The organism is Peribacillus sp. NPDC096447 (assembly GCF_044762725.1).
Taxonomy (GTDB): Bacteria; Bacillota; Bacilli; order Bacillales; family DSM-1321; genus Peribacillus.
Map to the genome: position 1 here is coordinate 589,678 of NZ_JBIWEV010000002.1, position 22,591 is coordinate 612,268.

Genomic DNA, 22,591 nt, shown 5'->3' on the forward strand with positions numbered 1-22,591 from the left:
ACATGTATAGATATTTGTATAAAACAGGAAGAGATTAAGGGTTTAGTTCTTTTTTAATGCCTCGATTCCAACCATTACACTTTTTAAATAACTCTGTTGATATTGAGGCACATGAGAGTTCTAATGTTAATGCATGTCTGGAGGCCTTTTCATTTATGCAGCAGTCTTAATATGATTTTTGAATCCTTTCTATTTAACTGTACATACTGACTATGTTCATCCTTCGTCAATTCTACAATCTTTCCATCAGGATTTACCCAAACATAATATACGGTTAGTCTACCTTCGTTTTTCTCATCATTAAAATAAAAGATGAAGTCCGCCTTAGGATGATCCTTCTCCAACGCGAATTCTTCCCAATCTGCATTCTGTACTATTTCTTTTGTTTTTTCTGTTTTCCCCATTTCTATCTTTTCTTTATATGCTTCGAATTTGTAGTGTTTACCTTCATATTTTTGAACGGAAATATGTTCTTGCTGTGTTGTACAGCCTGAAGCTAACGTTATTGATAATAGGCTAAGTGCAACAAGCATCGGTTTCCTTTTCATTACATGTCATCTCCTAACACCCCAATGGATTAATTATCCAATTTTTTTCATTATACTAGTCCACGCAAAAGAGTAATAGGATTGTTTTTCGATTTATTAACAGTAAAAAACCCTCAAGTTTATGACTTGAGGGTTCTTGCCTATATCCTTTGGGCATATGTCCTGCATTCAACCAAACCATACAGAAAATAGTTCCTCGTTGATGCCCAGATTGTACATATAATAGATTCCGAAAAGCGTGCTTATCACACCTGTCAATCGGATGAGTAAGCGATTGACTTTTTTGGAGGAAGAGCTTGTGACAAAGGGGATGCTTAAAATCGTAGTGAACAGAAGCATGCCTATACAAGTACCTACACCAAATATGATAATGTAGATTGCCCCCTGCCACGCTGCATCTATCGTACTTAAAGTAAGAAGGACCATTGCAGCACTGCCTGCAAGTCCGTGGACAATTCCCACTAACATCGATTTCAGATATGTAGTCCGGCCTGTATGGTCATGCCGCTTCGTTTGCTTCCAAGAAAAAATCGTCGTGATACCTAAATATACCAGCATGATTCCCACAAGAAATTCCAATGACATTGCCCAAGCCTCCGGAATTTCGTTTTTCAAAAGGATCAGGATGACACCGAACACCAAAAGAGTAAGTGTATGCCCGATTCCCCAAAATACGCCTGCAAGTGAAGATTTCCATATTTTCTTGCTTTGGCTCGCAATCGTGGAAACGGCAATGATATGATCGGGTTCCAGAGCATGCTTGATGCCTAATACAAATCCAATCGCTAAAACAAGCAATAAACTCATTTCCATAATACACCGCCTTTCCCTTTACTAATATTTACGATAAAAAATTGGATCCTCCCGAAGTATCCTCCTTCGGAAGAGATCCTCACAAACTGAAAATACCTTTTCTATCTGTTGAGTTTGATTTGCCAATACCCGCAGCATCAAACCACGTATTGGCAGCCGGGAAAAACCTATTCTAACTTTGCTTCCTAACAGGGAAAGCATTTCATCGAGTTCGGTAATGAATTCCCCATCCACCTCTTGATATATCAATAATAGCGAGCCAAAATGACTATATCCTTCCAATAATAGTACAGAGTCCATCTCGTCTGAAGGATTCAGAAACAAGTGGTCCATTAACAGCCTTTTACCATCTTGAAACACGTTCGTTTTGGAGCGGATCCAATCATATGTGAATGCCCCCCTACTCTCTGACCATCCTGGTGTAAATATATCAGTCATCAACAATCCCGCTCCGCTTTCCATATGTATCGTCGTATCCTGAATATATCGAGCAGATTCATAGGCAATTACAGGGTCCTGCACATAGGTAAGGAAACTTTCCTTTTTTAAAACTAACTCGGTTTTCTGCACTGCCGGCTCATCCATCGTTTTATATATCTTTGTCGCAGACTGCGTCGTCAATGTCATTGTAGCCCCTTCTTCCAAACAAAAAAGCTGATGGTACTTGTCACCACCTACATAGCCCCCTCCAACATGAATGAGAAAATAGGTAGGTGAAAGTTCATCAAAAAACACCGGACGGGACAATTTGAATGCCCCGTCATAATAAGTATCACTCACTATCGTTCGAGCATTTTTCAGTTCCGCCTTTAAGCGAATGCTGCCTGTCCAACTCACTGCTCAAGACCTACTAGAAACGCCTCTGACTTTATCCAGTTTACGACATCAGTCAAACCCTTTTCGTCTTTTAAGTTAGTAAAAAAGAAAGGTTTATCCCCTCGGGTCGTTAATGTATCCCTCTCCATCACTTCCAGGCTTGCTCCTACATACGGGGCCAAGTCCGTTTTATTAATGATGAATAAATCCGATTTAATCATTCCCTGGCCACCTTTCCGGGGGATTTTCTCCCCTTGTGCGACATCAATGATATAGATTGAAAAATCAACGAGTTCAGGGCTGAAGGTCGCCGCTAAATTATCACCGCCGCTCTCCACAAAAATCAAATCCAGTTCCGGATGGAGTTCCATCAACTCATCAATGGCTGCAAAATTCATCGAGGCGTCCTCACGTATCGCTGTATGTGGACAGCCGCCGGTTTCCACACCAATGATCCGATTTTCAGGAAGTACACCATTTTTCATTAAAAACAGCGCATCTTCTTTTGTATATATATCATTCGTTACGACTGCCATGCTGAAATCACTTTCCATTACCCGTGTCAACTTCTCGACAAGCATCGTTTTTCCGGCACCAACCGGGCCACCTACACCTATTTTGACTACTTGTTTCATCTATTATCGATTTACCTCTATAAGGCAAATCTGTCACCTCTTTTCTGGTTAACTCATAAATAGTCTTACATGTAAATCCTCATGCCTCATTTGGGCTATTTCCAATCCCGGCAGTGTCCGTCCGAGTTCATCCTCCGGAAGTCCTTTAATGAATGCAACGGCTGTCTGGATGACCTCATGTGACCATAATAACAAGGATTGTCCAGCTGTCTGACCCAAAGGGATTCCTCTTACTGCATTTTGGATAAGCGAGGACACAGCTGCATATAAACAGGCATGAATGGCCATTTCTACGGTAAGGTTCAATTCAGTACACACAAGCGCAAATACAATGGCCGGATGTCCATAGCATTGTTTTCCTTGGATTTTCTTCAAGTATGCCAATAACTCTTCGGATGGGTATAAGTTCGAGCATAGTTTAGCCATCTGCTGTCCAATTCTTTTCGAGGCTTCCCTGGATTCCCGGGCGGAACATGCGGCATAAAGCAACTCATCCAGATCCCATATTTTTTCAGCCCTTTGACTACTTACGAATTCATATGCAAGCCGGCACCCCAGTCCATCTGTATAGGTTAAAGATTTAGAAATGTATACCTTCAAAAACGCCTTTAAAGAAGTTGCATCATGGACCTTCCCTTCTTGAATGTAAGTCTCCATCCCGAATGAATGGGAGAACGACCCAGAAGGAAAATTGGAATCACAAAGCTGGATCAACGGAAACAAACGTTCAATCATGTGAATGTCCGATATGACGGAATGCCTGCTTCACCTTCCTCTTTTCACGACGAAACGGTATATCAAGTTCCATTAAAAGCTCTTCCACCAGGTAATCATATTGAACAAGCATTTCATCCCCATCAAACTGGGCAGGTAAGTGGCGATTTCCCAATTGATGCGCAATATCGCCCATCTGCCCTAGAGTTGTAGGCAAGATCGTCAAAATATCGTCATCTATCGTATGGATCACAATCATATTATTTTCATCCATATAAAGGATGTCGCCATCCATCAAATCCTTGTTTTCTTTAAGGCGTATCCCAATTTCATTTCCATGATCCGTTTTAACCCTTAGTATCCGTTTTCTTAATGCATCGCTTTCCAGATAAATCTTTTCCATATGTTTCGCTTTTTTTTCAATAAACTCTATATTTCCCAATACTTCTTCAACTATCATGTCATCACCTCAGAATAAAAAGTATCGTTGCGCCATCGGCAGGATTTCCGCTGGCTCACACGTAATTAAATCACCATCCACCGTCACTTCATATGTTTGCGGATCAACTTCTATAACGGGGGTCTCCCCGTTTAACTTCATATCTTTTTTTGTAAGATTGCGAATGTTCGAGACAGTCTTCACTATTTTTTTCAAACCCAGGTCATCATGAATTCCCGCTTCATATGACGCTTTTGATAGGAACGTAATCGACGTACTCTCAACGGCCTGTCCAAAACTTGCAAACATCGGGCGGTATAACACCGGTTGAGGAGTTGGAATCGAAGCATTCGGATCGCCCATCATACTGTGCGCGATCATGCCTCCTTTTAGAATCATGTCCGGTTTAACCCCGAAAAAGGCAGGATCCCATAGCACCAAGTCTGCGAATTTCCCTTCTTCCACAGATCCGACGACATCAGAAATCCCATGTGTAATTGCAGGATTTATCGTATATTTGGCAATATAACGCTTAACGCGGAAATTGTCTCCTTCCCCTGTATCCTCCAGCATTTTGCCACGCTGCTTTTTCATCTTATCGGCCGTCTGCCATGTTCGCAGAATAACTTCTCCTACACGCCCCATCGCTTGGGAATCGGAACTGATCATGCTAAAGACGCCCAGGTCATGAAGAATGTCTTCAGCTGCAATAGTCTCTTTTCTTATCCGGGAATCGGCAAAAGCGATATCTTCCGGAACGGATGGATCCAAATGATGGCATACCATCAGCATATCCAAATGCTCTTCCAACGTATTGATGGTGTATGGACGGGTGGGGTTCGTCGAGGACGGGAGAATATTCGGATAACTTGCCGCCTTGATGATATCAGGGGCATGCCCCCCACCCGCTCCTTCGGTATGATATGTATGAATGACACGGCCGTCGATCGCTCTGATCGTATCCTCGACGAAACCACCTTCATTAAGCGTATCGGAATGAATCGCCACTTGAATATCGTATTCGTCAGCCACCATTAAACTTGTATCGATGGCTGCAGCCGTCGTGCCCCAATCTTCATGTAACTTCAGCCCGATCGCACCAGCCTCTATTTGCTCAGCAAGCGGTTCTTTGGCAGAGGAATTGCCTTTACCCAAAAAACCGAGATTCATGGGGAAATGATCTGCTGCTTCGAGCATTTTATGTATATTCCAAGCTCCCGGAGTACACGTCGTGGCGTTCGTTCCCGTTGCAGGTCCGGTTCCCCCACCGATCATTGTCGTGATCCCGCTTGACAGTGCAGTCTCTATTTGCTGCGGGGCAATGAAATGGATGTGGGCATCAATACCACCAGCTGTAACGATCTTTCCTTCAGCTGCAATTATTTCTGTAGCTGCTCCTATCACCATTGTCACCCCATCCATCAATAGGGGATTTCCCGCTTTTCCTATAGCTGCAATATTTCCATCCTTCACGCCAACGTCCGCTTTATAAATGCCTGTATAATCGATGATGATCGCGTTGGTGAAAACAAGATCCATCACCTCATCTCTTGAAGCGGTTGGATGTTGCCCCATACCATCACGGATCACTTTACCCCCGCCAAATTTCACTTCATCCCCGTACTTTGTAAAATCCTTTTCCACTTCTATGAAAAGCTCGGTATCTGCCAATCTGATTAAATCCCCTGTTGTCGGACCAAACATGTCGGCATATTGCTTACGTGACATTTCATGACTCATATTTTCACTCCTTATCAAGCGGACCATTCGTTTTATTACTTAATCCATAAACTTCCCTTTTGCCGCTGAATGGGACCAGTTCGATTTCCTTCGCATCGCCCGGCTCAAAACGGACAGCTGTACCGGCAGGAATGTTAAGCCTTTTCCCAAAAGCATTCTCACGAATGAACTCCAGTCCAATATTCACTTCATAAAAGTGAAAGTGTGAGCCAATCTGTATCGGACGGTCTCCCCTGTTGATGACTGTTATGACCGTTGAAATCTTTCCCTCGTTACATACGACCGGTTCTTTTTTCAAGATATATTCACCTGGTATCATGGCCTCCTCCTCCTTACTGAATCGGATTATGAACAGTCACAAGCTTTGTACCATCCGGAAATGTTGCCTCAACTTGAATATCATGAATAATCTCAGGAATCCCATCCATAACATCTTCACTTGAAAGAATCGTCCTGCCAAATTGCATCAGTTCCGATACTGATTTCCCATCCCTGGCCCCTTCGACTATTTCATAGGTAATCAAGGCAATGGATTCCGGATAGTTCAACTTCAAGCCGCGATCTTTTCGCCTTTTTGCCAAATCTGCCGCCACTACAACCATTAACTTTTCCTGTTCCCTTGTTGTTAAACGCATACCCTCTCTCCTTTTGCCAAACTATACCGCCAATTATTCCAAGTATCCCATTAAATTCGGATGCACTCTTCCCTTGTAATAAATGCATAAACTTACTTCAATTACCATCATCTTATTTCTCTTTATGCACCTTAACTTTACATTAATATGTGAGTTTTCCTAACATTATTTTAATTATAATAAATTTTCTGACAATTACAACCTTTAAAATGAAATAAATTGTAAATTGATAAGACTCCCACTTTTGAAATGGCTTAGCTAAAATTTGATAATATTGAATTATCCTTGCTATAATTTCATGGGATAGCGTTTAGAAAAAAACAAGATTGAAAGGGGAATGTAAAATGAATTATGTAAAAAATCAGCTAACGGTCATGCGCGGCAATCTTTTAAAAGAAATCGATGGAATCAAACCAGAATTTATGGATGTACAGCCTGAAGGTTTTAATAATACAATCCATTGGCACCTTGGACATGTCCTTACTGCAGCCGAAAAATTTTTATTGGACTCCAATAGTGAATTGCCAGCGAATTACGGCCAACTATTCGGATATGGTTCAAAACCAGCGGACTGGACTGGGGACGTACCTACCGTTGAAGTATTAAAGCAACAACTGCATGAACAACTTGATCGACTTCTTGAAATTCCGGAAGAACGATTGAATGAAAAAACAGCACAGCCTTTCAACGGAATGGAAACAGTGGGGGAATTCATTAATTTTGTAGTGCTCCATGAAGCCAATCATATTGGACAAATTCACGCAATGAAACTCTTAATACAATCCAATAACTGAGATTAGACCATAACTGTCACTCTGTATTTCTTGAAATAGGAGTGGCATTTTTTTATTTTTCACAGTCAAATATGCTGTTTTAACCACTAATGGCTCTGACATGTGAGTATGGGTGCGTTTACTCGTGAATTCGGAGCTTTACTCGTGAGTTTGACGCGTTTACTCGTGAGTTCGGAGCAAATACTCGTGAGTTTGGCGCGTTTACTCGTGAGTTTGCAGCAAATACTCGTGAGTTTCGAACTTTTATCGTGAGTTCGAGCATCCACTCGTGATTCGGAGCGTTTACTTGTGAGTTTGGCGCGTTTACTCGTGAATTCGGAGCGTTACTCGTGAGTTTGACGCGTTTACTCGTGAATTCGGAGCTTTTACTTGTGAATTTTGAGCGTTTACTCGTGAGTTTGCAGCAAATACTCGGGAATTTCGAACTTTTACTCGTAAATATAATCAAAAGGAGCCCCCGCTCTATAAGCGAGGGCTTTCATCTGTTCATGCAAAGTGAACGTCTCTTTAAGTCATTTGGTTATCCATATAATCACTGTATGCTTTTTCCGCTGCGGCTTCCGAAGTGAACAAAGCATCATCGTCCTCAATCGTATGAAATGTATCGTTCAGGAACAAGGCTACTGCATTGGGATCTTTGGGATGCGGAACGATTTCAGCCGCCCTTATATTCGAAACGGTAGGAACGTGGGGATTATTATAAATCACAAACACCTCGTCACCGACTTGCACTTCTTTTGCATTGATTACACCCATTGAATTCTTCCTTTCCATTACTGATTTTCCCTTAGCTTATGGAAAGAAGCTTATAATTATTTATGAAATATAACAGGCCTAAAAAGCGGCATTATCTGAATGGGGCCCCTTCTATATGAAGGAGCCCCGCCATTCACTTAAGCATATTCATCTTTTGTAAAAAATCGATTGGATGCTGTTTCCGGAAGAATTCCCTCAGCATATAGGCAACACCATCTTGATCATTGGAGCGCGTCACCCATTTTGCCACCTTCCTTACTTCCTCATCCGCATTGCCCATGGCAACTCCCAGACCAGAACCGGCAATCATCTCAATATCATCCAATCCATCTCCAATCGAGACGATTTCCGTTCTTTTCACCTCTAAATGGTCAGCTAAATACAATACACCGCTCCATTTAGAAACACCCTTCGGAACGATTGTCAGCTTATGTCCTGGATGTAAGATTGCATCCACCTCCGGGAACATTTCCTTTATCAATTTCAACATATCATTTCGAGCACTTTTTTCTGGAAATATAATGTCCATCTTCGTCGGGGCCATCGGCTGGTCAATAAGTTCTTCACTGATATCATCCACATAATTTTGAGCATAAATATTTTGATCATTCAAATACATAACCGATTTACCAAGCAAATTCTCCGGAAGGTTCACCCGATTGCCCAGCGAGAATTTTTCATGAATGAGCAATATTTGGCACGTGGTCTTTTCAAGCATTTGCACGAGCTCTGCAGTCAGTTCTTCTGATATTCTTTTTACCATTATCGGCTTTTCTATGGAAGCTCCGACAAAGGCTCCTTGCTGAGCAACGATCATCGGATTTATTTTTAGGGCTTTGGCCACTTTTTTTGCTGAGTGATAGTTTCTTGACGTCACAAGTGCAACATGGACACCTTTTTGGTGAACATAATCTATTGCTTCTTTAGTCGATTTATTTAAACGGCCATTCGACTGGAGCAATGTCCCGTCGATATTGACCGCAAGTAGTCGATATACCATGCTGATCTCCCCCATCTGTAGTATCCTCTTTCCAAATTTATGACTAAAATTTCGGGAATAGAACAAATAGTGGTTCACGCCCCTTGCAACGGTGCTTTCAGGAAACAAAAAAACCCCCAACCATTATGGAAGGGAGTCTTTAACTGCTTATTGCTGTTGTTCAGGCAAGCCATATAAATCTTCAAGCGGCTTCATGATAATTTTATTGAGGTCTGCGATGACCATGCTCATCCGTTGTTCAGCTTCCATCAATTGAGAAATGGTTGGGTTTTGTTGGACAAGCTGTACCGTCTTTTGTGCTTGCTCAACCTCTTCCGGTGCAATCTCCTGTCCCATCATTTGCTTTTGCTGCAATGACATCTGCAGATTACGGAAGTTTTCAAACATCCCTTTTGTTGCTTCATCAGAATTGACAAGATCATATAAGCGTTGCAAATCGGCATATTCATTACTTGCCCTAATTGCCTTTTCCATTTCATACGCTGCATCATATACGTTACTCATTTATTTCCCCTCCCGGTAATCATTGTATTCCTACACCTTTTCCACTATAACAAATCCGATTGCGAATTACACGTCATCCTATTAAAACAGTTACAAAACCTTGAAATAAACCGATGATTCCACCAAGCAAAGCCCGAAGGTAGGTGATCATCGACAATTCCTTCTTAGTGATGGAAGCGACATTTCCTCAAAGCCGGGAAATGGTGTCCGAGAAATTGGCAGTCAATTCTCGAACCGGCTTATTCATGATCGAAGCGACAGGCAGCATTTCAGCCGTTTTTTCGTTAATCAATTGTTATATCGTTTCTCTTCCGATCATGTTTCATATTTACCAAGAAAGAATGTTTGTAATCTCTGTTCTAACGTAAATGAAGAATTCTTCATTCCCAGTGATCATGCATTTGAGCAGTACTTTTTTCCGTGGACAATGCTTTCTTTACTTCTGCCTTCACGAAAATATTCATATTCTGTATAGAGGCATCTGATGACTTTACTTTGAATGCTCTCGGGCGTGATTAAATGATCAACACCAATTTACCTAACTGTTTGGCTAACTCATCCTGCCGCTTCGGAATCAACCCTGGTGTCAACGGCATCTGTTTCCCGAAAATATAGATTGGTTTATAAAGTCTGAACAGCATTGTGATAGCTAATAATTTAGTGTAGCCACCTATTACAGCACCTAAGACGACCATACAGTATCCTTAACCAAAACTCCATGAAATTTCTCCTTTTATTGCTTTAAATAGAGGCTTGATGACACCTTCTAATTAAAAGAACATAGAATGTGTTATCCACATTTGCCCATCATTTAATTATTAAAGGATATTAAACTTATTGCAAACGGGGAATTATTATGAACCTTAACCATCAGAAAGTTTTCATTACGGTAAATCCCGCAGAGACGCGAAAGAAGGCGCTACTGTTTATCGAAGAAAAACTATTTGAGGAATGGGGCCTTCAATTTGGAGAACCCGTAACGATCATGGCTGGATGCCGTTCGGTCCCGGTACTTGTCCAGCCATTCCCGTCATCCCAGCCTACATTGAAACTTTCATATGATATGAACCAAACTTTATCCTTACCCATTTTTTCCGATCCAATCTCCGTCTCATACAATGCGGAAGGAAGGTCAATTAAAATAGGCCCGTTCTTCGCTTCACTCATGAACCAGACTCCCTTGCAAGACGGGACATTCGGTGAGATGGAAAAATTTTATCAGGAAATGAAATCATATTGTAATCAGCAGGGCATCCCCTTCTATTTAGTAAAATTGCAGTCTCTTCAAGAAGGAATTGTGGAAGGCTACCTGCCTGGGCAAGATGGCTGGCAAACCTTGCGCCTCCCCATTCCTGATGTATTTTATAACCGGATACATTCGCGCAAACTTGAGGAGTCGCATTCTTTCAAGCTGTTTAAAACTGAACTGGAGGAACGGTCGATACCGATGTTCAATGGAAGGTTCCTCTCCAAACATGATGTACATGAGCTGCTAATCTTAGAAGATGAGCTGCTGCCAAATTTGCCGGAGACGATACTTTTTAACGAAAAGGAATCTTTCTTGAGGTTTATAGAAAAGCATTCGGTAATCTACTTTAAACCCGCATCAGGCAGCCAAGGCAGGAATATTTGCAGATTAACGCAAGTAGCTGGAAAATGGAAAATCGAGCAATCCGGAAATCTCCAGGATGTGCATTTTGCTGATACGGATGAAAAGTTGTACGAAACCTTAAAAAGGTTTTCCAGAAAACAATCCTTCATTCTTCAAAAAGGGATTTCCCTATTCGAAACCGATCAGAGAAAAGTTGATTTCCGCATACTTCTTCACCGGAACGATCTGCTTGAATGGAAAGTTTCATCAATGGTTGCCCGGATTGGGGACCCTGGCACTATCGTTTCCAATCTTGCACAAGGCGGCTTGATGAAAAATGGGCCGGATTTTCTAAAGGAAGCATTTGACCTTCAGGACGCCAGCCGCATATATCAAAAGCTCGTACGGCTGGCTAAAAACACTGCCCAGTCCTTGGTCGAAAACCATGACGATCCATTCGGTGAGCTAGGGATCGATTTAGCACTGGATACCGATACCCATCCATGGATCATCGAAGTGAATTCAAAACCTTCGAAAAAATTTCAAGGCAACTATGAAACCTTTCGTCCATCAGTAAAATCCATCATAGATTTCATGCTTGCCCTTAACCGCGAAAACCATCCATAAAAGGAGTTGCTAGCACGTGTTAATAGGATTAATGGCCGCGTCGGATACACATGAAAACAACTACTTCACCGAAATAGCCAAAACCGCAAAATCATTTAATATGAAAGTTTGTAAATTCTCACCGGAAAATATTGATATGGATCTGAAAAAAGTCCGCGGCGAGCGGTTTGATGACGAGAACGAAACTTGGATCGCCGCATCTTTTGATATACCTGATTTTGTTTATGATCGCTGTTTTCACGGATTAGTCCGGGAGTCAACGGAAACGCGGCACAAAATCGATTGGTTAAAAGATAACTCGAATTTCTTGGGGCTGGGCCTTCCTGGTAAGTGGGAAGTGTATCAAATCCTAAAAAACCATCCACACCTACAGGCATTTTTTCCAGAGACCGTACAAGTGACGACACCGGAAGATATTACCGGTCATTTGGAACGCCTGGATAAAATCATCATCAAACCTGAATTCGGTGCAGGCGGTACAGGAATCTATCTTCTTTCAAAAAACGAAGACGGAACCTTGGTATCCATGACGAAAAAGGGCACCAAATATGACCGCCAATTCTCCTCCAAATCTCAGCTTAACAAATGGCTGCAGCATTTATTAAATCGATACCGTTACCTCTGCCAGCCATATTTGGAACTTTGCAGCCAAAATAACGAGCCATTCGATTTACGGATTTTACTTCAAAAAAACGAGAAGAATCAATGGATGGAACGGGGCCGCGGAATTCGTACGGGACAAAAGGACGGAATCACCTCAAATCTTGCCACAGGCGGGGAAGCCATTCCATTGGATACTTTCATCAAAAGAAACCCTGAAACGATTTCGATTGCCGTCGAACAAAAGATTCAGCATATCCTTCGCACCCTGCCAGCAGAAGCCGAAGCTGTCTTTGAAAGGTTATTCGAGTTGGGGATTGATATAGGCATCGATAAAAAAGGCCAAATATGGATAATGGACATAAACTCGAAGCCCGGAAGGAAAATCATTCAGGCACTACAGCCGGAGACCATGAAAGATATTCATCGCGCACCGTTTCAATATAGCCAGTATTTAGCCGAACATCTTCAGAAAGCAGGTGAATAGAAAGTGAGAAAGACTTATCCTGCCGAAATTGCCGCTATCCCCGGCAATGTTCTCTACTACCCTTCAGAGCTTGGAGATTTGGCAGAGATTGAATTAATTTATTTCGGACGACATTCATGTCCTGCCATCGTCAAACAAAACCCGGCCGTCAATCAATCAATCGTCCTTTCGGAAAGTCTTGCGGAATCTCTAATATTCGATCATACCGATATTCCCCTTCATTTATTCATATATGGCAAGAGCATTCATATCGGACCGCTGGTCGGAATCTTTTCATCAGGCTTCACCGGCATTTCAAACAAACCATTGGGGGAGAGATCGGAATTTTTCGCAAAGCTCCTTTCGCTTAGCAGGACCACAGGCTGTATCCCCTTTGTATTTGGGGAGAATGTAATCAATTGGGATGAGGAGACAATCAAAGGTTATGTGTTTGATAACGATGACTGGCACATTAATGAATTTCCTTTTCCTAATGTCATCTATGACCGTCTCCCAAATCGGTTGACGGAAAACCGCGATGGACCTAAAGAAGTGAAGCAGAAATTCCAAAAAGAATATACCATTCCATGGTATAATCCTGGTTTTTTCAATAAATGGGATGTAAATGAAAGGTTATGCGCAGATGAGCGGGCACTGCCATATTTGCCGGAAACGTATCCATTTCAATCCATGTCCGTGGTGGAAACCCTTCTTTCCCATTACCGGCAAGTTTATATAAAGCCCATTCACGGCAGCCTCGGCCTAGGGATTCACCAAATTCTTTATGATAAGCATGAGAATGTTTACTATTGCCGCTATACAAATGAAGCAAAAGAAAATAAACTGCAAAAGTTTTCCACACTGGAATCCATCGTTAAACATATTTTTCACGACCGGCCGCTTGAGAATCTTATCGTGCAGCAGGGCATCGCATTAATTCGATCTGAAAAACGTCCAGTGGATTTCCGGGTCCATACGAACAAGGACAGTAATGGAAAATGGCAGGTAACCGCGATTGCCGCAAAAATCGCCGGTGCCGGCAGCGTCACCACCCATATTAAAAGCGGGGGTGTGATCAAAACGGTTGCCGAACTGTTTGGAGATGACGATGAGGCGAAAGAAGTCGAACGAAAGCTATCGGAAGCCGCACTGATTTTAAGTGACAGTATAGAAAAGAACTTGGACGGAATCGTTGCAGAAATAGGATTTGATTTTGGATTGGATAAAAAAGGGCAGGTTTGGATGTTTGAAGCCAATTCCAAACCGGGACGTTCCATCTTCTCCCATCCAAAACTCAAGGATTTCGAATTGCTGACCAGAAAGCTTAGCCTTGATTACGCCATTTATCTTACGGAACAGACGATTACGAAATCAATCAGTGTGCCGCGATGAACATTTTTTACGATATCCCGACTGAAAATTGGTACCACAATCAAGAGAATGCGGAACTTTTCGCCGGCTCTGCCGAAGAGGTAATCAGCTATAATAAGGAGCATACGAATCAACCCCTAATTCCAATCACCATATTTCCAGGTAACCGGATGCTTGCCGTCGGCATACTGACTGTTTCCAATCCCAAAAAGGAATCAGGTTTGGGTGGAAACCTGACCCTTTTTCGGGACCTATCACTATATTTATTGAAACATGGAATATTAGCGTATGTATTCACAGAAAAGGCCCTTCATTCCGAATCGATGAGAGGGTATGTTTTTTCCTCCATTTCAAACAAGTGGATCGAATGTAAAGTGCCCTTCCCTGACATCGTCTATAACCGAATCCCCTCGAGGAGCTATGAGGCGTCAGGGGAATTCCAACAGCTCATCAAATTTTTAAAAGAATACCGAATGAATCTTTTCAACCCCTGCTTCATAGATAAATATGTGATGTTCGAAGCATTGATGGAAGAAGGATCCCTCACCAATCACCTTCCGCCCACCATGGTCTTGCGAAACAGCGGCTGCCTTGATGCTTTCCTTGAGACCTACAGGCATATATACCTTAAACCCTGCAAAGGAAGCCAAGGTAAAGGCATTTATACCATAATCAAAAATGATGATGATACACTATTGTTCAATAGCTTAAAGCATAGTGAATCCTTCCCGGATTTCGCGTCATTCTGGGAAACAAAAAAAAGGGAGCTATTAAAAAGGAGCTACCTTGCTCAACAGGCGATCATACCAAAGAAACTTTTTGGACATCGTTATGATTACCGGATTCTGGTCCATTATGAAAAAGGTTTTTATAAAGTGACCGGCAAAGCGGTAAGGATGTCACAAACTCAGGAAATCACCACCCACACTCCCCAAGGGGGTAAGATCTTTCCTTATCAAGACCTGCAATCAAGAAGCCTGAATCGAAAATTAGCGAAAATCGCCCAAAAAAGCGGAGAGATACTTTCAAAAAAAATCGGATTTCTCGGAGAGTTTTCCATGGATATAGGGGAAGACGAATCAGGCTCGCTCTTCATATACGAAGTGAACTCAAAGCCCATGCAATTCGATGAGGAGGAAATTGAAACAAACAGGCTTTTGCATTTAAAAAATCTTTTTATTGAATTAACTTTTCCTAGCCTGACAATTAAATAACACCTCCAGCTGCCGTTTTCCATTATAATTAAATGAGAAGCTGTATATATGGAGGTAATACATATGATTACTCATTTTCAATGGGCACCACTGCATAAGAATTTGCCAGGATGGAAAATTTCCTTTTATTTCAACAAGCAGGCAATCCAAGCCTTGTATCATAAAGATGGATCCATCGAGTGGACAGCCAATCCGCCTTCCGAAACAGATGAAGCCAAACTCAAAAGCATGATACATGATTTAATGATCTTCCATGTATATGAATGAACCGCCTTTACATTCATGAAATCCCTAAACAGAATAAAAAAAGCTCCTTTGCCTAAACTAAAGAAAAGGCTAGGAGGGATTTATTTTGGATAGAGAAAAAATGACATTTTTGAAGGATACCGAATATGATGGCAAGGACTCCGTTTACCTTGATATCGACCGTATCATCAATGAAGGAATGGCGGGCGGAAATGTGTATGAAGTCGCTGACCTTCAGAACATCGAAGAAGCACATGATTTTTATGATGAAACAGATCCCAATATCAATAAATGAATTATGTGGGCTCTCTTATGGAGAGCTCTCCTTTATATCAGTCAGACCGTTAACATTCAAATAGTTCCATTCTCCCTGGCACTCAAAATATTTTCGTTTAATATCGATGTAATGATATGCTCTGAATCCCATTCATGCCCAGATATCTCGATAAGGGGATAGCGATTCGGTAAAACGACCTGCTGGATTTCTTGAACGGTCAGCCCTTGAGAATGCAGGCGTAAAATTTCACCTTGGAGGTTTTCCAAATAATCCAGCTTTTTCCCAAACATTTCCTTTCCATCAGGGACATGCCCAGCATGGCAGCAAAACACTTCCCCGAAATCATATTGAAGTAATCTTTTTATGGAATCGATGATGACCGGGACAGACTCTTCCCGTAAGACAAGCTTTGTCTTTGGTGTTACGAAAAGGTCTCCTGAAAAGAGCATGCCATTACTGTGATTCAAATACACCATATGGTCCTTCGCATGGCCGGGGGTAAAAATCGGCTCCCACGTTTGGGTGCGTGAATGAATGGCCTCCCCTAGCGGCTCAGCTTTAAAGGCGTCTCTCTTCCCCCAGAAAATTTTGCGATATTCAGGATATACAGCATCCTTTGCACAAACCTCAACCGACATCGGGTGAATGAAAAGCGGCACCTTTTTATGTTCCTGTATCCAGGCAGCGCCCCCCGTATGGTCTTCATGATAGTGAGTCAGGGCCACTGAGTCGAAGTCTGCGGACTCATAGAACGGAATAAGCTCTTCCAATAAAATCTGTGCGCCAGTATCTATCAATAGTCCATCCGTTAAAAAAACATTAACGCTCATCCCCGACTTGTTCCCGCCAGGAGTCCCGTTCACACAAACCACACCATTTATCGTCTTAATTTCTATCATTCAATTGCCTCCCCATCATTGTACAAAAATAGTTTTATCTTCCTTTTTTTAACTTTACTATAATAAATGTAGTACCACTTTACCTTTTTGACAAGGAAATATTGGAATAATTAACCTGGATGTAAATGCTGGATTATTGTATAATATCCCGGCCTACATCCAACTCAAACCATTGGAATACGCTCAATTGCCACCTGGCAACAGACAGTGTTGACCTAACGGGCGGTCCTTGGCAACTTCGCTCTTGCAGCGAAAATGGACCACAAGGATGCCCTTATTCCAGAAAAAGTGCCGTATATGTATCTAAACGTTGATGCAGTGAATACAAAAGATGTAGACACTCAAATTCGCATGGATATTATATCAGTAGTGGAATCCGACCAGTTTGAAAAAGTGATCGATGACAAATTTCCCGGATTCGGAAATCCAGACTGGATGAATTGATCAAATAATCGAGGCCTGCTTCCCCTTTACCGGGTACAGGCCTTTCATTAAGGAGAAAAGAATATGAATACCTTCCTGGAGGTCCGCAGCGGCCCCGCTTATTATGCCTGTAAAGCTAATGTCCTTGAAACACTGGAAGCAAAACTGAGTAAAGGAAACATTCGTAAAGTGCTAGTTATTCATGGGAGAAAATCATGGGAAGCTGCTGAACCATTTTTTCCTTCCTTAGCAAATATTGAGACGATCTTTTTCACATACGGCGGGGAATGCAGTGATGCGGAAATTGAACGCGTCAAGAATTCCGCTCTTGAACACGGTGCGGATGCATTGATCGGCATTGGCGGCGGTAAGCTGCTCGACCTCGCCAAATCGGCCGGAAACTTGCTTCAAAAGGAAATCATCCTCATTCCGACCCTGGCTTCCACCTGCGCTGCCTGGACACCGTTGAGTGTCATTTATGATGATAATGGTTCATATGTCCGCTATGATATTCATGAAAAAAGCGCTTGGATGTTATTTATTGAACCAGGAATTCTTCTTAATTCGCCCATTAACTATTTACGTGCTGGAATCGGCGATACATTGGCGAAATGGTACGAGGGCAATGCACTCGCCGAAAAGCTTGCCACGAAGTCCGTTTGTATTGAATTGGCCCATATAGCCGCAAGGCAATGCCAGGAAGTTTTATTGACATATGGCGAGGAAGCCCTAGCTGATTTGGAAAAGGGTAAATGGTCAGACGCGCTGCAGCGTGTCATTGAAACGAACATCATCACCAGCGGTCTAGTTGGCGGCTTTGGCGACCAGTACCTGCGCGTTGCCGGTGCCCACTCCATTCATAATGGCATGACTTCCATCAAGCAAGCGAATCATTTACTTCACGGGGAAAAAGTGGCATATGGCATTTTAGTCCAGCTTGTGCTAGAAGGGAAATTCTCGGAAATCAAACAATTGCTGCCAATCTACCAGGTGCTTAAACTGCCGATGACATTGCTTGATATTGGCCTGACGATTGAACATAAGGCGGAACTTCAACAGATTGCAGCCCACTCTGTCAAAAAAGGTGAAGACATCCATCTCCTTTTCCCTGATATCAACAAGGAAAAAGTGGCAGCCGCCATGGAAAACCTTGAAATCCTCACAAAACATGCAAGCAGATCCATGGACTAAAAAACGATGGGGTTTTTACCCCATCGTTTTTTTTATTTCCTTCACATTGTTTATTTAAAAATAATAAAAGAAGGTTTCAACCTACTGTCTGTTTCCATAATCCAAGGAGATCACTTTCATGTTGTCTGTGAATGCCTGCTTTTCTATCGGCAGATTCCGGACGGCACTTTTCCCAATTCCATATATCTTCAAGAGTTTCTGATAGGGGACGGAATGTTAGTCCATTATTTATGGCTTTATCGTTATCGACAGCCAAAAACCCATTCAAAGGTTCCTTTCCTCCAGGTAAAGGGAATTCTTCTGGTATCCATAAAGGCATCTCTCCCCACGGCTCTACTTTATTGTCTTTTAAAAATTCTTCAGATACCCATGTAAAATCAGCATTACTTCTTGTTACCTTTTTGCAGCCTTCAAGTAATTGCCCCATAGTCAGTGTGTAATCTGGGCCAACGGCATTATACGTACCTGTCATGCTTTTTTCTATCATTTGGATGATCCATTGGGCCAAGTCCCTTGCATCGATAACTTGGATTGGACGTCCAGGGCGTCCAGGAGATAAAATTTCTCCCCCTTCCGCTATCCTTTTAAGCCAGTACGGCAATCGGTCAGTGTAATCATATGGACCCACTATTTGCCCGGCGCGAATTGACAGGACTTTCCCCGGCAGTTCTTTTTCAGCTGCTTTTTCGCTTAATGATTTTAACGGTCCATAATATTCACCGTATATCGGTCCAGCAGTTCCGCGGGAGATCTCTTCTGCTTTATCTTCATTTAGTGTATGAACTTCTCCATTTTCATCAATTCCTGGCTCGGTCGGATCACTGTAAACTGAGATGCTTGAAATATATGTATAATGTTTAACTTGATTAAGCAATCTGCAGGATTTCGATACAGTTCGAGGGATAAATCCTGATGTGTCAATGACTGCATCCCACTGCCTTCCTTTCAACATTTCCAGATCCCCGTCGCGGTCCCCTTTTAACTGTTCTATTTCGGGAAAGACATAAGGATCGCTTCCACGATTAAAAAGTGTGACATCATGCCCTTTCCCTATCGCAGCTTTTGCTAAATACCGGCCTAAAAAGCGTGTACCGCCCAATATTAAAATGTTCATAAGATCTCCTCCTCTTTAACGATATTCCATAAAGCATACGCAATACCCTTTCCTAACATTAATAATACTTGCAACTTTTCTTTTATTTTCCCTTTCGGAAAAACTAGCAATATCCTAATCTTTTGAACTTTATTCTTTTTCGCTATAATGATATGGAAAGGGAGAAAGAAGGTGGAACCGATGCTTGAAAATCTTAAACAAAAATTCCCGAACGCTCTTACCAATAAAAAGGATACTGATGATATTTCTGAATATGTTTGGTTCGAAGACTCCAGAAGTATACTTGGCATTCCCCATTCAGAAATCACAGCCGAGGAAATCCGTTTATTGGAACTGCTTTTTGTTCCTTCCATAAACCCCAATAGCCTCAATGCACATCCAGACTCATCATGGAAAAATTTTTTATCCGAACCGGATGCACCATTGCCTTTAACGAGCTGGGAGAATGTACGATTCCTTCATTTCAAGCTGACTCATGCTGATTTTTCCAACTCCGATTTTGAAGAGGCCTTCCTCGCTTTCGTTCCATCTGACGCAGCTATAATCTGGGAAAATGAAACGGCAGGAGTCTTAATTGAAACGGACAAGGATGAACCATTATCAAATAAAGAACTAATCGCCATTTCTTCCACGCTTGAAAGTGATTTTTATGTAAAGACCCGTATGTTCACGGGGCGCTTTCACACTGTAAATCAAGACCTTTACCATCACTGGGCCCAGGAGAAAAGGTGTTTTGATTTGGCACAGGTGCATCTGCCGGATCTAAAGGTGACTGATTTGGCAGACATCATCCCTCATTCATTAATAAATGATCCATCCTTTAAGAATGCAAAGTGGTATATCAATGAAATTCTTGGCAAGACCAAGCAGGATACTGAGCTTATCAAAACAGTTAAAACGTATATCGAATGTAATTCCAATGCCACCTATGCCGCCAAACAGCTTTATATACATCGGAACAGCTTACAATACCGAATCGATAAATTCTCTGAAAGAACTGGTCTCGATATTAGAAACTTCCGTCATGCCCTTACTGCGTACTTGATATTTCTGCTGATTGATTAATTTCCATTACAAAGAGGTAATATCAACCTTTTTTGTGCAATGTGCCCATACTTTTTTCTAAACCGATAGCTTAGACTATAGCTAATTGTTACAAGTAATCAGGAGTTTAAAAGGGGGATTTCTCATGGCAGAGTTAGTGTTAGATCATATATTCAAGATTTATGATAAAAAGGTGACGGCTGTTAAAGACTTCAACCTTCGTGTTGCCGATAAGGAATTCATCGTTTTTGTGGGACCTTCGGGTTGCGGCAAATCAACGACATTAAGGATGATTGCCGGACTGGAGGACATTTCCCAAGGGGATTTATACATAGACGGCAAGCGAGTCAATGATGTCCCTCCTAAAGATCGTGATATTGCGATGGTTTTCCAGAACTATGCCTTATATCCTCATATGACCGTATTTGACAATATGGCATTCGGATTAAAGCTCAGGAAAACGCCAAAAGCGGAAATCAAGCAAAGGGTCAATGAAGCGGCAAGGATTCTCGGACTTGAAGATCTGCTAAACAGGAAACCTAAAGCGCTTTCAGGTGGTCAGCGCCAGCGTGTGGCTCTCGGCCGTGCAATTGTAAGGGACGCAAAAGTTTTCTTGATGGATGAGCCATTATCCAATCTCGACGCAAAGCTGCGGGTTCAAATGCGTGCCGAAATTGCTAAACTGCATAAACGGCTCGACACCACAACGATATATGTCACGCATGACCAAACAGAGGCAATGACCATGGCGACACGTCTTGTTGTAATGAAAGATGGTATCATCCAACAGGTCGGTGCCCCAAAGGACGTTTATGAGAAACCAATAAATGTTTTCGTCGGCGGCTTTATCGGATCGCCTGCCATGAACTTCTTTACCGGAACATTAAAAGAAGGCACAATTAAAATAGGCGAACAAACGCTAGAAATACCTGAATTTAAAATGAAAATGCTGCGTGATCAAGGATATGTCGGAAAAGATGTAATCCTTGGCATCCGTCCGGAGGATTTTCATAATGAAGGAGCTTACTTCACGAAGTCCCCTAAAACTACATTCACGACCCAAATTGATGTAGCCGAACTCATGGGCGCGGAGATTATGCTCTACTCCACATTAGAGGGGCAGGATTTCGTTGCACGGGTCGATGCCAAGAATATTATTCAGGCAGGGGAAAAGATCGATCTTGCCCTCGACATGAATAAAGCACACTTTTTTGATAAAGGGACTGAACATCGAATTTTAGTTGAAGAAGATGAACAGATGCAGGAAAGCATGAAGTTATCCGCCAATTAAAAAAGACCCATTCATAGTGGGTCTCAGACTGTAGACAGACGATGAAAATCGAGTTTGTCTACAGTTTTTTTAGGGGGTTTGTGCAATTTAAACGTTAATTGGAACGTAAGCACTCGCTTTTCCCGCAGGAGTCTCGCACACCTATTCCAATTTACTTTGGATGAACCCTTTATGATCAACTTGAAATGACTACTTTAGATCAACTGGTGCCTGCGAACCATTTGGTTCGTAAAATTCAGAAATAGGACGCCCAAGTATTGATCCAGTTATATTAGTCAAACTGACTTTCATTCAATATACCCTAGGTATTCATTCAATTGAAGAAGTTGAAAAAATATGGCTTACCGTTGATTCTTAGGCTTTGGTATCCATGATAAGTGCAATCATTTCTCAACATTCGGGAAAAATTATGAACGTCGCTTTAAAGATACAGACCCGTCTGATCACTTAACTTTAGGCTATAATTCAAATGGAATTTCAAAGGGGTCGGAATTTTTTTAAATCGAACCCCTTTTGTATACAAACTGAGACCCATGTCTTTTTACGTTTATTCAAATAAAGGTATAGATTCATTCCTGGACCAATACCACTTCATCATGTCCGCATTCAGGGCATTTCATGAGATGCGGGCATTGGCCTTTTTGAAGGGATTGAGGGTATCCGTCGTTTTCTTTAAGTATGTCGATATCCATATAAGCACTGTAATCATCAGCGTAGTCCATGAATTTCCCTTTATCCTCGAGATCACTGCCGCATTCAGGGCATTTCACATGAATTTTTCTCAGACCGTTGCAAAGCGGGCATATAGACATTGTTTTTCCTCCTGTTCCCGATACTTATGAT

27 protein-coding genes and 2 pseudogenes are annotated in these 22,591 nt (G+C 42.0%); 13 read left to right on the forward strand and 16 right to left on the reverse strand.

Going from position 1 to position 22,591, the window contains the following annotated elements; all coding sequences use genetic code 11:
- Positions 1-149: 149 nt before the first annotated feature.
- The 9 genes from ACIQZD_RS09780 to ACIQZD_RS09820 form a co-directional block, all read right to left on the reverse strand.
- The gene (locus ACIQZD_RS09780) at positions 150-548 is read right to left on the reverse strand and encodes a hypothetical protein (RefSeq protein ID WP_402901280.1); all 399 of its coding nucleotides are present in this window, start codon (positions 546-548) and stop codon (positions 150-152) included.
- A gap of 168 nt (positions 549-716) precedes the next feature.
- Entirely contained in the window at positions 717-1,361 is a 645-nt protein-coding gene (locus tag ACIQZD_RS09785) for a HoxN/HupN/NixA family nickel/cobalt transporter (protein ID WP_402901283.1), read from the reverse strand.
- Between the two features lie 21 nt (positions 1,362-1,382).
- Entirely contained in the window at positions 1,383-2,198 is an 816-nt protein-coding gene (locus ACIQZD_RS09790) for an urease accessory protein UreD (RefSeq protein ID WP_402901286.1), read from the reverse strand.
- Positions 2,195-2,812 carry an urease accessory protein UreG gene (ureG, locus tag ACIQZD_RS09795; protein WP_402901289.1) on the reverse strand — a complete coding sequence of 206 codons (618 nt, stop codon included), beginning with the start codon at positions 2,810-2,812 and terminating at the stop codon, positions 2,195-2,197. The genes ACIQZD_RS09790 and ureG overlap by 4 nt, the downstream gene beginning before the upstream one ends.
- Positions 2,813-2,860: 48 nt before the next feature.
- Positions 2,861-3,547, reverse strand: coding sequence for an urease accessory protein UreF (locus ACIQZD_RS09800; RefSeq protein WP_402901292.1), 687 nt, complete (start codon positions 3,545-3,547; stop codon positions 2,861-2,863).
- Positions 3,540-3,986 (reverse strand): urease accessory protein UreE, encoded by a 447-nt coding sequence (ureE, locus tag ACIQZD_RS09805; RefSeq protein ID WP_098185191.1) that lies wholly within the window; start codon positions 3,984-3,986, stop codon positions 3,540-3,542. The genes ACIQZD_RS09800 and ureE overlap by 8 nt, the downstream gene beginning before the upstream one ends.
- A gap of 9 nt (positions 3,987-3,995) precedes the next feature.
- On the reverse strand, positions 3,996-5,705 hold the full coding sequence (ureC, locus tag ACIQZD_RS09810; RefSeq protein WP_402901295.1) for an urease subunit alpha: 1,710 nt from the start codon (positions 5,703-5,705) through the stop codon (positions 3,996-3,998).
- Between the two features lie 4 nt (positions 5,706-5,709).
- Positions 5,710-6,024 (reverse strand): urease subunit beta, encoded by a 315-nt coding sequence (locus ACIQZD_RS09815; protein ID WP_402901297.1) that lies wholly within the window; start codon positions 6,022-6,024, stop codon positions 5,710-5,712.
- A 13-nt stretch (positions 6,025-6,037) separates the two neighbouring features.
- Positions 6,038-6,340, reverse strand: a complete 303-nt coding sequence (locus tag ACIQZD_RS09820) for an urease subunit gamma (RefSeq protein WP_402901300.1) — start codon at positions 6,338-6,340, stop codon at positions 6,038-6,040.
- Between the two features lie 344 nt (positions 6,341-6,684).
- Here ACIQZD_RS09820 and ACIQZD_RS09825 point away from each other — a divergent pair, with 344 nt between their 5' ends.
- Positions 6,685-7,134 carry a DinB family protein gene (locus ACIQZD_RS09825; protein WP_402901302.1) on the forward strand — a complete coding sequence of 150 codons (450 nt, stop codon included), beginning with the start codon at positions 6,685-6,687 and terminating at the stop codon, positions 7,132-7,134.
- A 507-nt stretch (positions 7,135-7,641) separates the two neighbouring features.
- On the opposite strand, the gene ACIQZD_RS09830 is transcribed toward ACIQZD_RS09825, so the two are convergent.
- The 3 genes from ACIQZD_RS09830 to ACIQZD_RS09840 form a co-directional block, all read right to left on the reverse strand.
- The gene (locus ACIQZD_RS09830) at positions 7,642-7,908 is read right to left on the reverse strand and encodes a transcriptional regulator SplA domain-containing protein (RefSeq protein ID WP_241590686.1); all 267 of its coding nucleotides are present in this window, start codon (positions 7,906-7,908) and stop codon (positions 7,642-7,644) included.
- Positions 7,909-8,023: 115 nt separating this feature from the next.
- Positions 8,024-8,890 carry a Cof-type HAD-IIB family hydrolase gene (locus ACIQZD_RS09835; protein ID WP_402901307.1) on the reverse strand — a complete coding sequence of 289 codons (867 nt, stop codon included), beginning with the start codon at positions 8,888-8,890 and terminating at the stop codon, positions 8,024-8,026.
- A gap of 147 nt (positions 8,891-9,037) precedes the next feature.
- Positions 9,038-9,394, reverse strand: a complete 357-nt coding sequence (locus ACIQZD_RS09840) for a YlbF/YmcA family competence regulator (protein WP_034314741.1) — start codon at positions 9,392-9,394, stop codon at positions 9,038-9,040.
- A 143-nt stretch (positions 9,395-9,537) separates the two neighbouring features.
- Here ACIQZD_RS09840 and ACIQZD_RS09845 point away from each other — a divergent pair, with 143 nt between their 5' ends.
- Complete coding sequence (locus tag ACIQZD_RS09845; RefSeq protein WP_402901310.1) at positions 9,538-9,762, forward strand: hypothetical protein; 225 nt, start codon at positions 9,538-9,540, stop codon at positions 9,760-9,762.
- Between the two features lie 127 nt (positions 9,763-9,889).
- On the opposite strand, the pseudogene ACIQZD_RS09850 reads toward ACIQZD_RS09845, so the two are convergent.
- Positions 9,890-10,089, reverse strand: a pseudogene (locus ACIQZD_RS09850) (DUF445 domain-containing protein); the annotation flags it as partial.
- A 161-nt stretch (positions 10,090-10,250) separates the two neighbouring features.
- On the opposite strand from ACIQZD_RS09850, the gene ACIQZD_RS09855 reads away from it, so the two are divergent.
- The 6 genes from ACIQZD_RS09855 (at position 10,251) to ACIQZD_RS09880 (ending at position 15,804) form a co-directional block, all read left to right on the forward strand.
- Positions 10,251-11,612: a YheC/YheD family endospore coat-associated protein gene (locus ACIQZD_RS09855; RefSeq protein ID WP_402901313.1), complete on the forward strand. Its 1,362-nt coding sequence runs from the start codon at positions 10,251-10,253 to the stop codon at positions 11,610-11,612.
- A gap of 16 nt (positions 11,613-11,628) precedes the next feature.
- Positions 11,629-12,699, forward strand: a complete 1,071-nt coding sequence (locus ACIQZD_RS09860) for a YheC/YheD family endospore coat-associated protein (protein WP_402901315.1) — start codon at positions 11,629-11,631, stop codon at positions 12,697-12,699.
- Positions 12,700-12,702: 3 nt separating this feature from the next.
- A complete protein-coding gene (locus ACIQZD_RS09865; protein WP_402901318.1) occupies positions 12,703-14,070 on the forward strand; it encodes a YheC/YheD family endospore coat-associated protein in 1,368 nt (455 codons plus the stop codon).
- Entirely contained in the window at positions 14,067-15,263 is a 1,197-nt protein-coding gene (locus ACIQZD_RS09870) for a YheC/YheD family endospore coat-associated protein (protein WP_402901321.1), read from the forward strand. Before ACIQZD_RS09865 ends, ACIQZD_RS09870 begins: the two co-directional genes overlap by 4 nt.
- A gap of 63 nt (positions 15,264-15,326) precedes the next feature.
- Complete coding sequence (locus tag ACIQZD_RS09875) at positions 15,327-15,530, forward strand: YheE family protein (protein ID WP_350301666.1); 204 nt, start codon at positions 15,327-15,329, stop codon at positions 15,528-15,530.
- An 85-nt stretch (positions 15,531-15,615) separates the two neighbouring features.
- The gene (locus ACIQZD_RS09880) at positions 15,616-15,804 is read left to right on the forward strand and encodes a hypothetical protein (protein WP_402901326.1); all 189 of its coding nucleotides are present in this window, start codon (positions 15,616-15,618) and stop codon (positions 15,802-15,804) included.
- A 56-nt stretch (positions 15,805-15,860) separates the two neighbouring features.
- Here ACIQZD_RS09880 and ACIQZD_RS09885 read toward each other — a convergent pair whose 3' ends face one another.
- A complete protein-coding gene (locus tag ACIQZD_RS09885) occupies positions 15,861-16,685 on the reverse strand; it encodes an MBL fold metallo-hydrolase (protein ID WP_402901329.1) in 825 nt (274 codons plus the stop codon).
- Positions 16,686-16,940: 255 nt separating this feature from the next.
- On the opposite strand from ACIQZD_RS09885, the gene ACIQZD_RS09890 reads away from it, so the two are divergent.
- Together ACIQZD_RS09890 and ACIQZD_RS09895 are read left to right on the forward strand one after the other, a co-directional pair.
- Entirely contained in the window at positions 16,941-17,129 is a 189-nt protein-coding gene (locus ACIQZD_RS09890; RefSeq protein ID WP_402901332.1) for a hypothetical protein, read from the forward strand.
- Between the two features lie 63 nt (positions 17,130-17,192).
- Positions 17,193-18,299: an iron-containing alcohol dehydrogenase family protein gene (locus ACIQZD_RS09895; RefSeq protein WP_402901335.1), complete on the forward strand. Its 1,107-nt coding sequence runs from the start codon at positions 17,193-17,195 to the stop codon at positions 18,297-18,299.
- Between the two features lie 76 nt (positions 18,300-18,375).
- Here ACIQZD_RS09895 and ACIQZD_RS09900 read toward each other — a convergent pair whose 3' ends face one another.
- Positions 18,376-19,413: an NAD-dependent epimerase/dehydratase family protein gene (locus ACIQZD_RS09900; protein ID WP_402901338.1), complete on the reverse strand. Its 1,038-nt coding sequence runs from the start codon at positions 19,411-19,413 to the stop codon at positions 18,376-18,378.
- 180 nt (positions 19,414-19,593) lie between these two features.
- Between ACIQZD_RS09900 and ACIQZD_RS09905 the strand changes: the two genes are divergently transcribed.
- The 3 genes and pseudogenes from ACIQZD_RS09905 to ACIQZD_RS09915 form a co-directional block, all read left to right on the forward strand.
- Positions 19,594-20,478, forward strand: a complete 885-nt coding sequence (locus ACIQZD_RS09905) for a PucR family transcriptional regulator (RefSeq protein WP_402901341.1) — start codon at positions 19,594-19,596, stop codon at positions 20,476-20,478.
- Between the two features lie 124 nt (positions 20,479-20,602).
- Entirely contained in the window at positions 20,603-21,748 is a 1,146-nt protein-coding gene (locus ACIQZD_RS09910) for an ABC transporter ATP-binding protein (protein WP_402901344.1), read from the forward strand.
- 185 nt (positions 21,749-21,933) lie between these two features.
- Positions 21,934-22,183: pseudogene (locus ACIQZD_RS09915) on the forward strand (transposase); the annotation flags it as partial.
- A 134-nt stretch (positions 22,184-22,317) separates the two neighbouring features.
- On the opposite strand, the gene ACIQZD_RS09920 reads toward ACIQZD_RS09915, so the two are convergent.
- A complete protein-coding gene (locus ACIQZD_RS09920) occupies positions 22,318-22,560 on the reverse strand; it encodes a hypothetical protein (protein ID WP_076367341.1) in 243 nt (80 codons plus the stop codon).
- Between the last annotated feature and the right edge of the window lie 31 nt (positions 22,561-22,591).

Excerpts from the sequence above, each read along its gene's own strand:
- ACIQZD_RS09780 (WP_402901280.1), bottom strand. The coding sequence starts at position 548 with ATGAAAAGGAAACCGATGCTTGTTGCACTTAGCCTATTATCAATAACG.
- ACIQZD_RS09785 (WP_402901283.1), bottom strand. The coding sequence starts at position 1,361 with ATGGAAATGAGTTTATTGCTTGTTTTAGCGATTGGATTTGTATTAGGC.
- ureG (WP_402901289.1), bottom strand. The coding sequence starts at position 2,812 with ATGAAACAAGTAGTCAAAATAGGTGTAGGTGGCCCGGTTGGTGCCGGA.
- ACIQZD_RS09800 (WP_402901292.1), bottom strand. The coding sequence starts at position 3,547 with ATGATTGAACGTTTGTTTCCGTTGATCCAGCTTTGTGATTCCAATTTT.
- ureE (WP_098185191.1), bottom strand. The coding sequence starts at position 3,986 with ATGATAGTTGAAGAAGTATTGGGAAATATAGAGTTTATTGAAAAAAAA.
- ureC (WP_402901295.1), bottom strand. The coding sequence starts at position 5,705 with ATGAGTCATGAAATGTCACGTAAGCAATATGCCGACATGTTTGGTCCG.
- ACIQZD_RS09815 (WP_402901297.1), bottom strand. The coding sequence starts at position 6,024 with ATGATACCAGGTGAATATATCTTGAAAAAAGAACCGGTCGTATGTAAC.
- ACIQZD_RS09820 (WP_402901300.1), bottom strand. The coding sequence starts at position 6,340 with ATGCGTTTAACAACAAGGGAACAGGAAAAGTTAATGGTTGTAGTGGCG.
- ACIQZD_RS09825 (WP_402901302.1), top strand. The coding sequence starts at position 6,685 with ATGAATTATGTAAAAAATCAGCTAACGGTCATGCGCGGCAATCTTTTA.
- ACIQZD_RS09830 (WP_241590686.1), bottom strand. The coding sequence starts at position 7,908 with ATGGAAAGGAAGAATTCAATGGGTGTAATCAATGCAAAAGAAGTGCAA.
- ACIQZD_RS09835 (WP_402901307.1), bottom strand. The coding sequence starts at position 8,890 with ATGGTATATCGACTACTTGCGGTCAATATCGACGGGACATTGCTCCAG.
- ACIQZD_RS09840 (WP_034314741.1), bottom strand. The coding sequence starts at position 9,394 with ATGAGTAACGTATATGATGCAGCGTATGAAATGGAAAAGGCAATTAGG.
- ACIQZD_RS09855 (WP_402901313.1), top strand. The coding sequence starts at position 10,251 with ATGAACCTTAACCATCAGAAAGTTTTCATTACGGTAAATCCCGCAGAG.
- ACIQZD_RS09870 (WP_402901321.1), top strand. The coding sequence starts at position 14,067 with ATGAACATTTTTTACGATATCCCGACTGAAAATTGGTACCACAATCAA.
- ACIQZD_RS09875 (WP_350301666.1), top strand. The coding sequence starts at position 15,327 with ATGATTACTCATTTTCAATGGGCACCACTGCATAAGAATTTGCCAGGA.
- ACIQZD_RS09885 (WP_402901329.1), bottom strand. The coding sequence starts at position 16,685 with ATGATAGAAATTAAGACGATAAATGGTGTGGTTTGTGTGAACGGGACT.
- ACIQZD_RS09890 (WP_402901332.1), top strand. The coding sequence starts at position 16,941 with ATGGACCACAAGGATGCCCTTATTCCAGAAAAAGTGCCGTATATGTAT.
- ACIQZD_RS09895 (WP_402901335.1), top strand. The coding sequence starts at position 17,193 with ATGAATACCTTCCTGGAGGTCCGCAGCGGCCCCGCTTATTATGCCTGT.
- ACIQZD_RS09900 (WP_402901338.1), bottom strand. The coding sequence starts at position 19,413 with ATGAACATTTTAATATTGGGCGGTACACGCTTTTTAGGCCGGTATTTA.
- ACIQZD_RS09905 (WP_402901341.1), top strand. The coding sequence starts at position 19,594 with ATGCTTGAAAATCTTAAACAAAAATTCCCGAACGCTCTTACCAATAAA.
- ACIQZD_RS09910 (WP_402901344.1), top strand. The coding sequence starts at position 20,603 with ATGGCAGAGTTAGTGTTAGATCATATATTCAAGATTTATGATAAAAAG.
- ACIQZD_RS09920 (WP_076367341.1), bottom strand. The coding sequence starts at position 22,560 with ATGTCTATATGCCCGCTTTGCAACGGTCTGAGAAAAATTCATGTGAAA.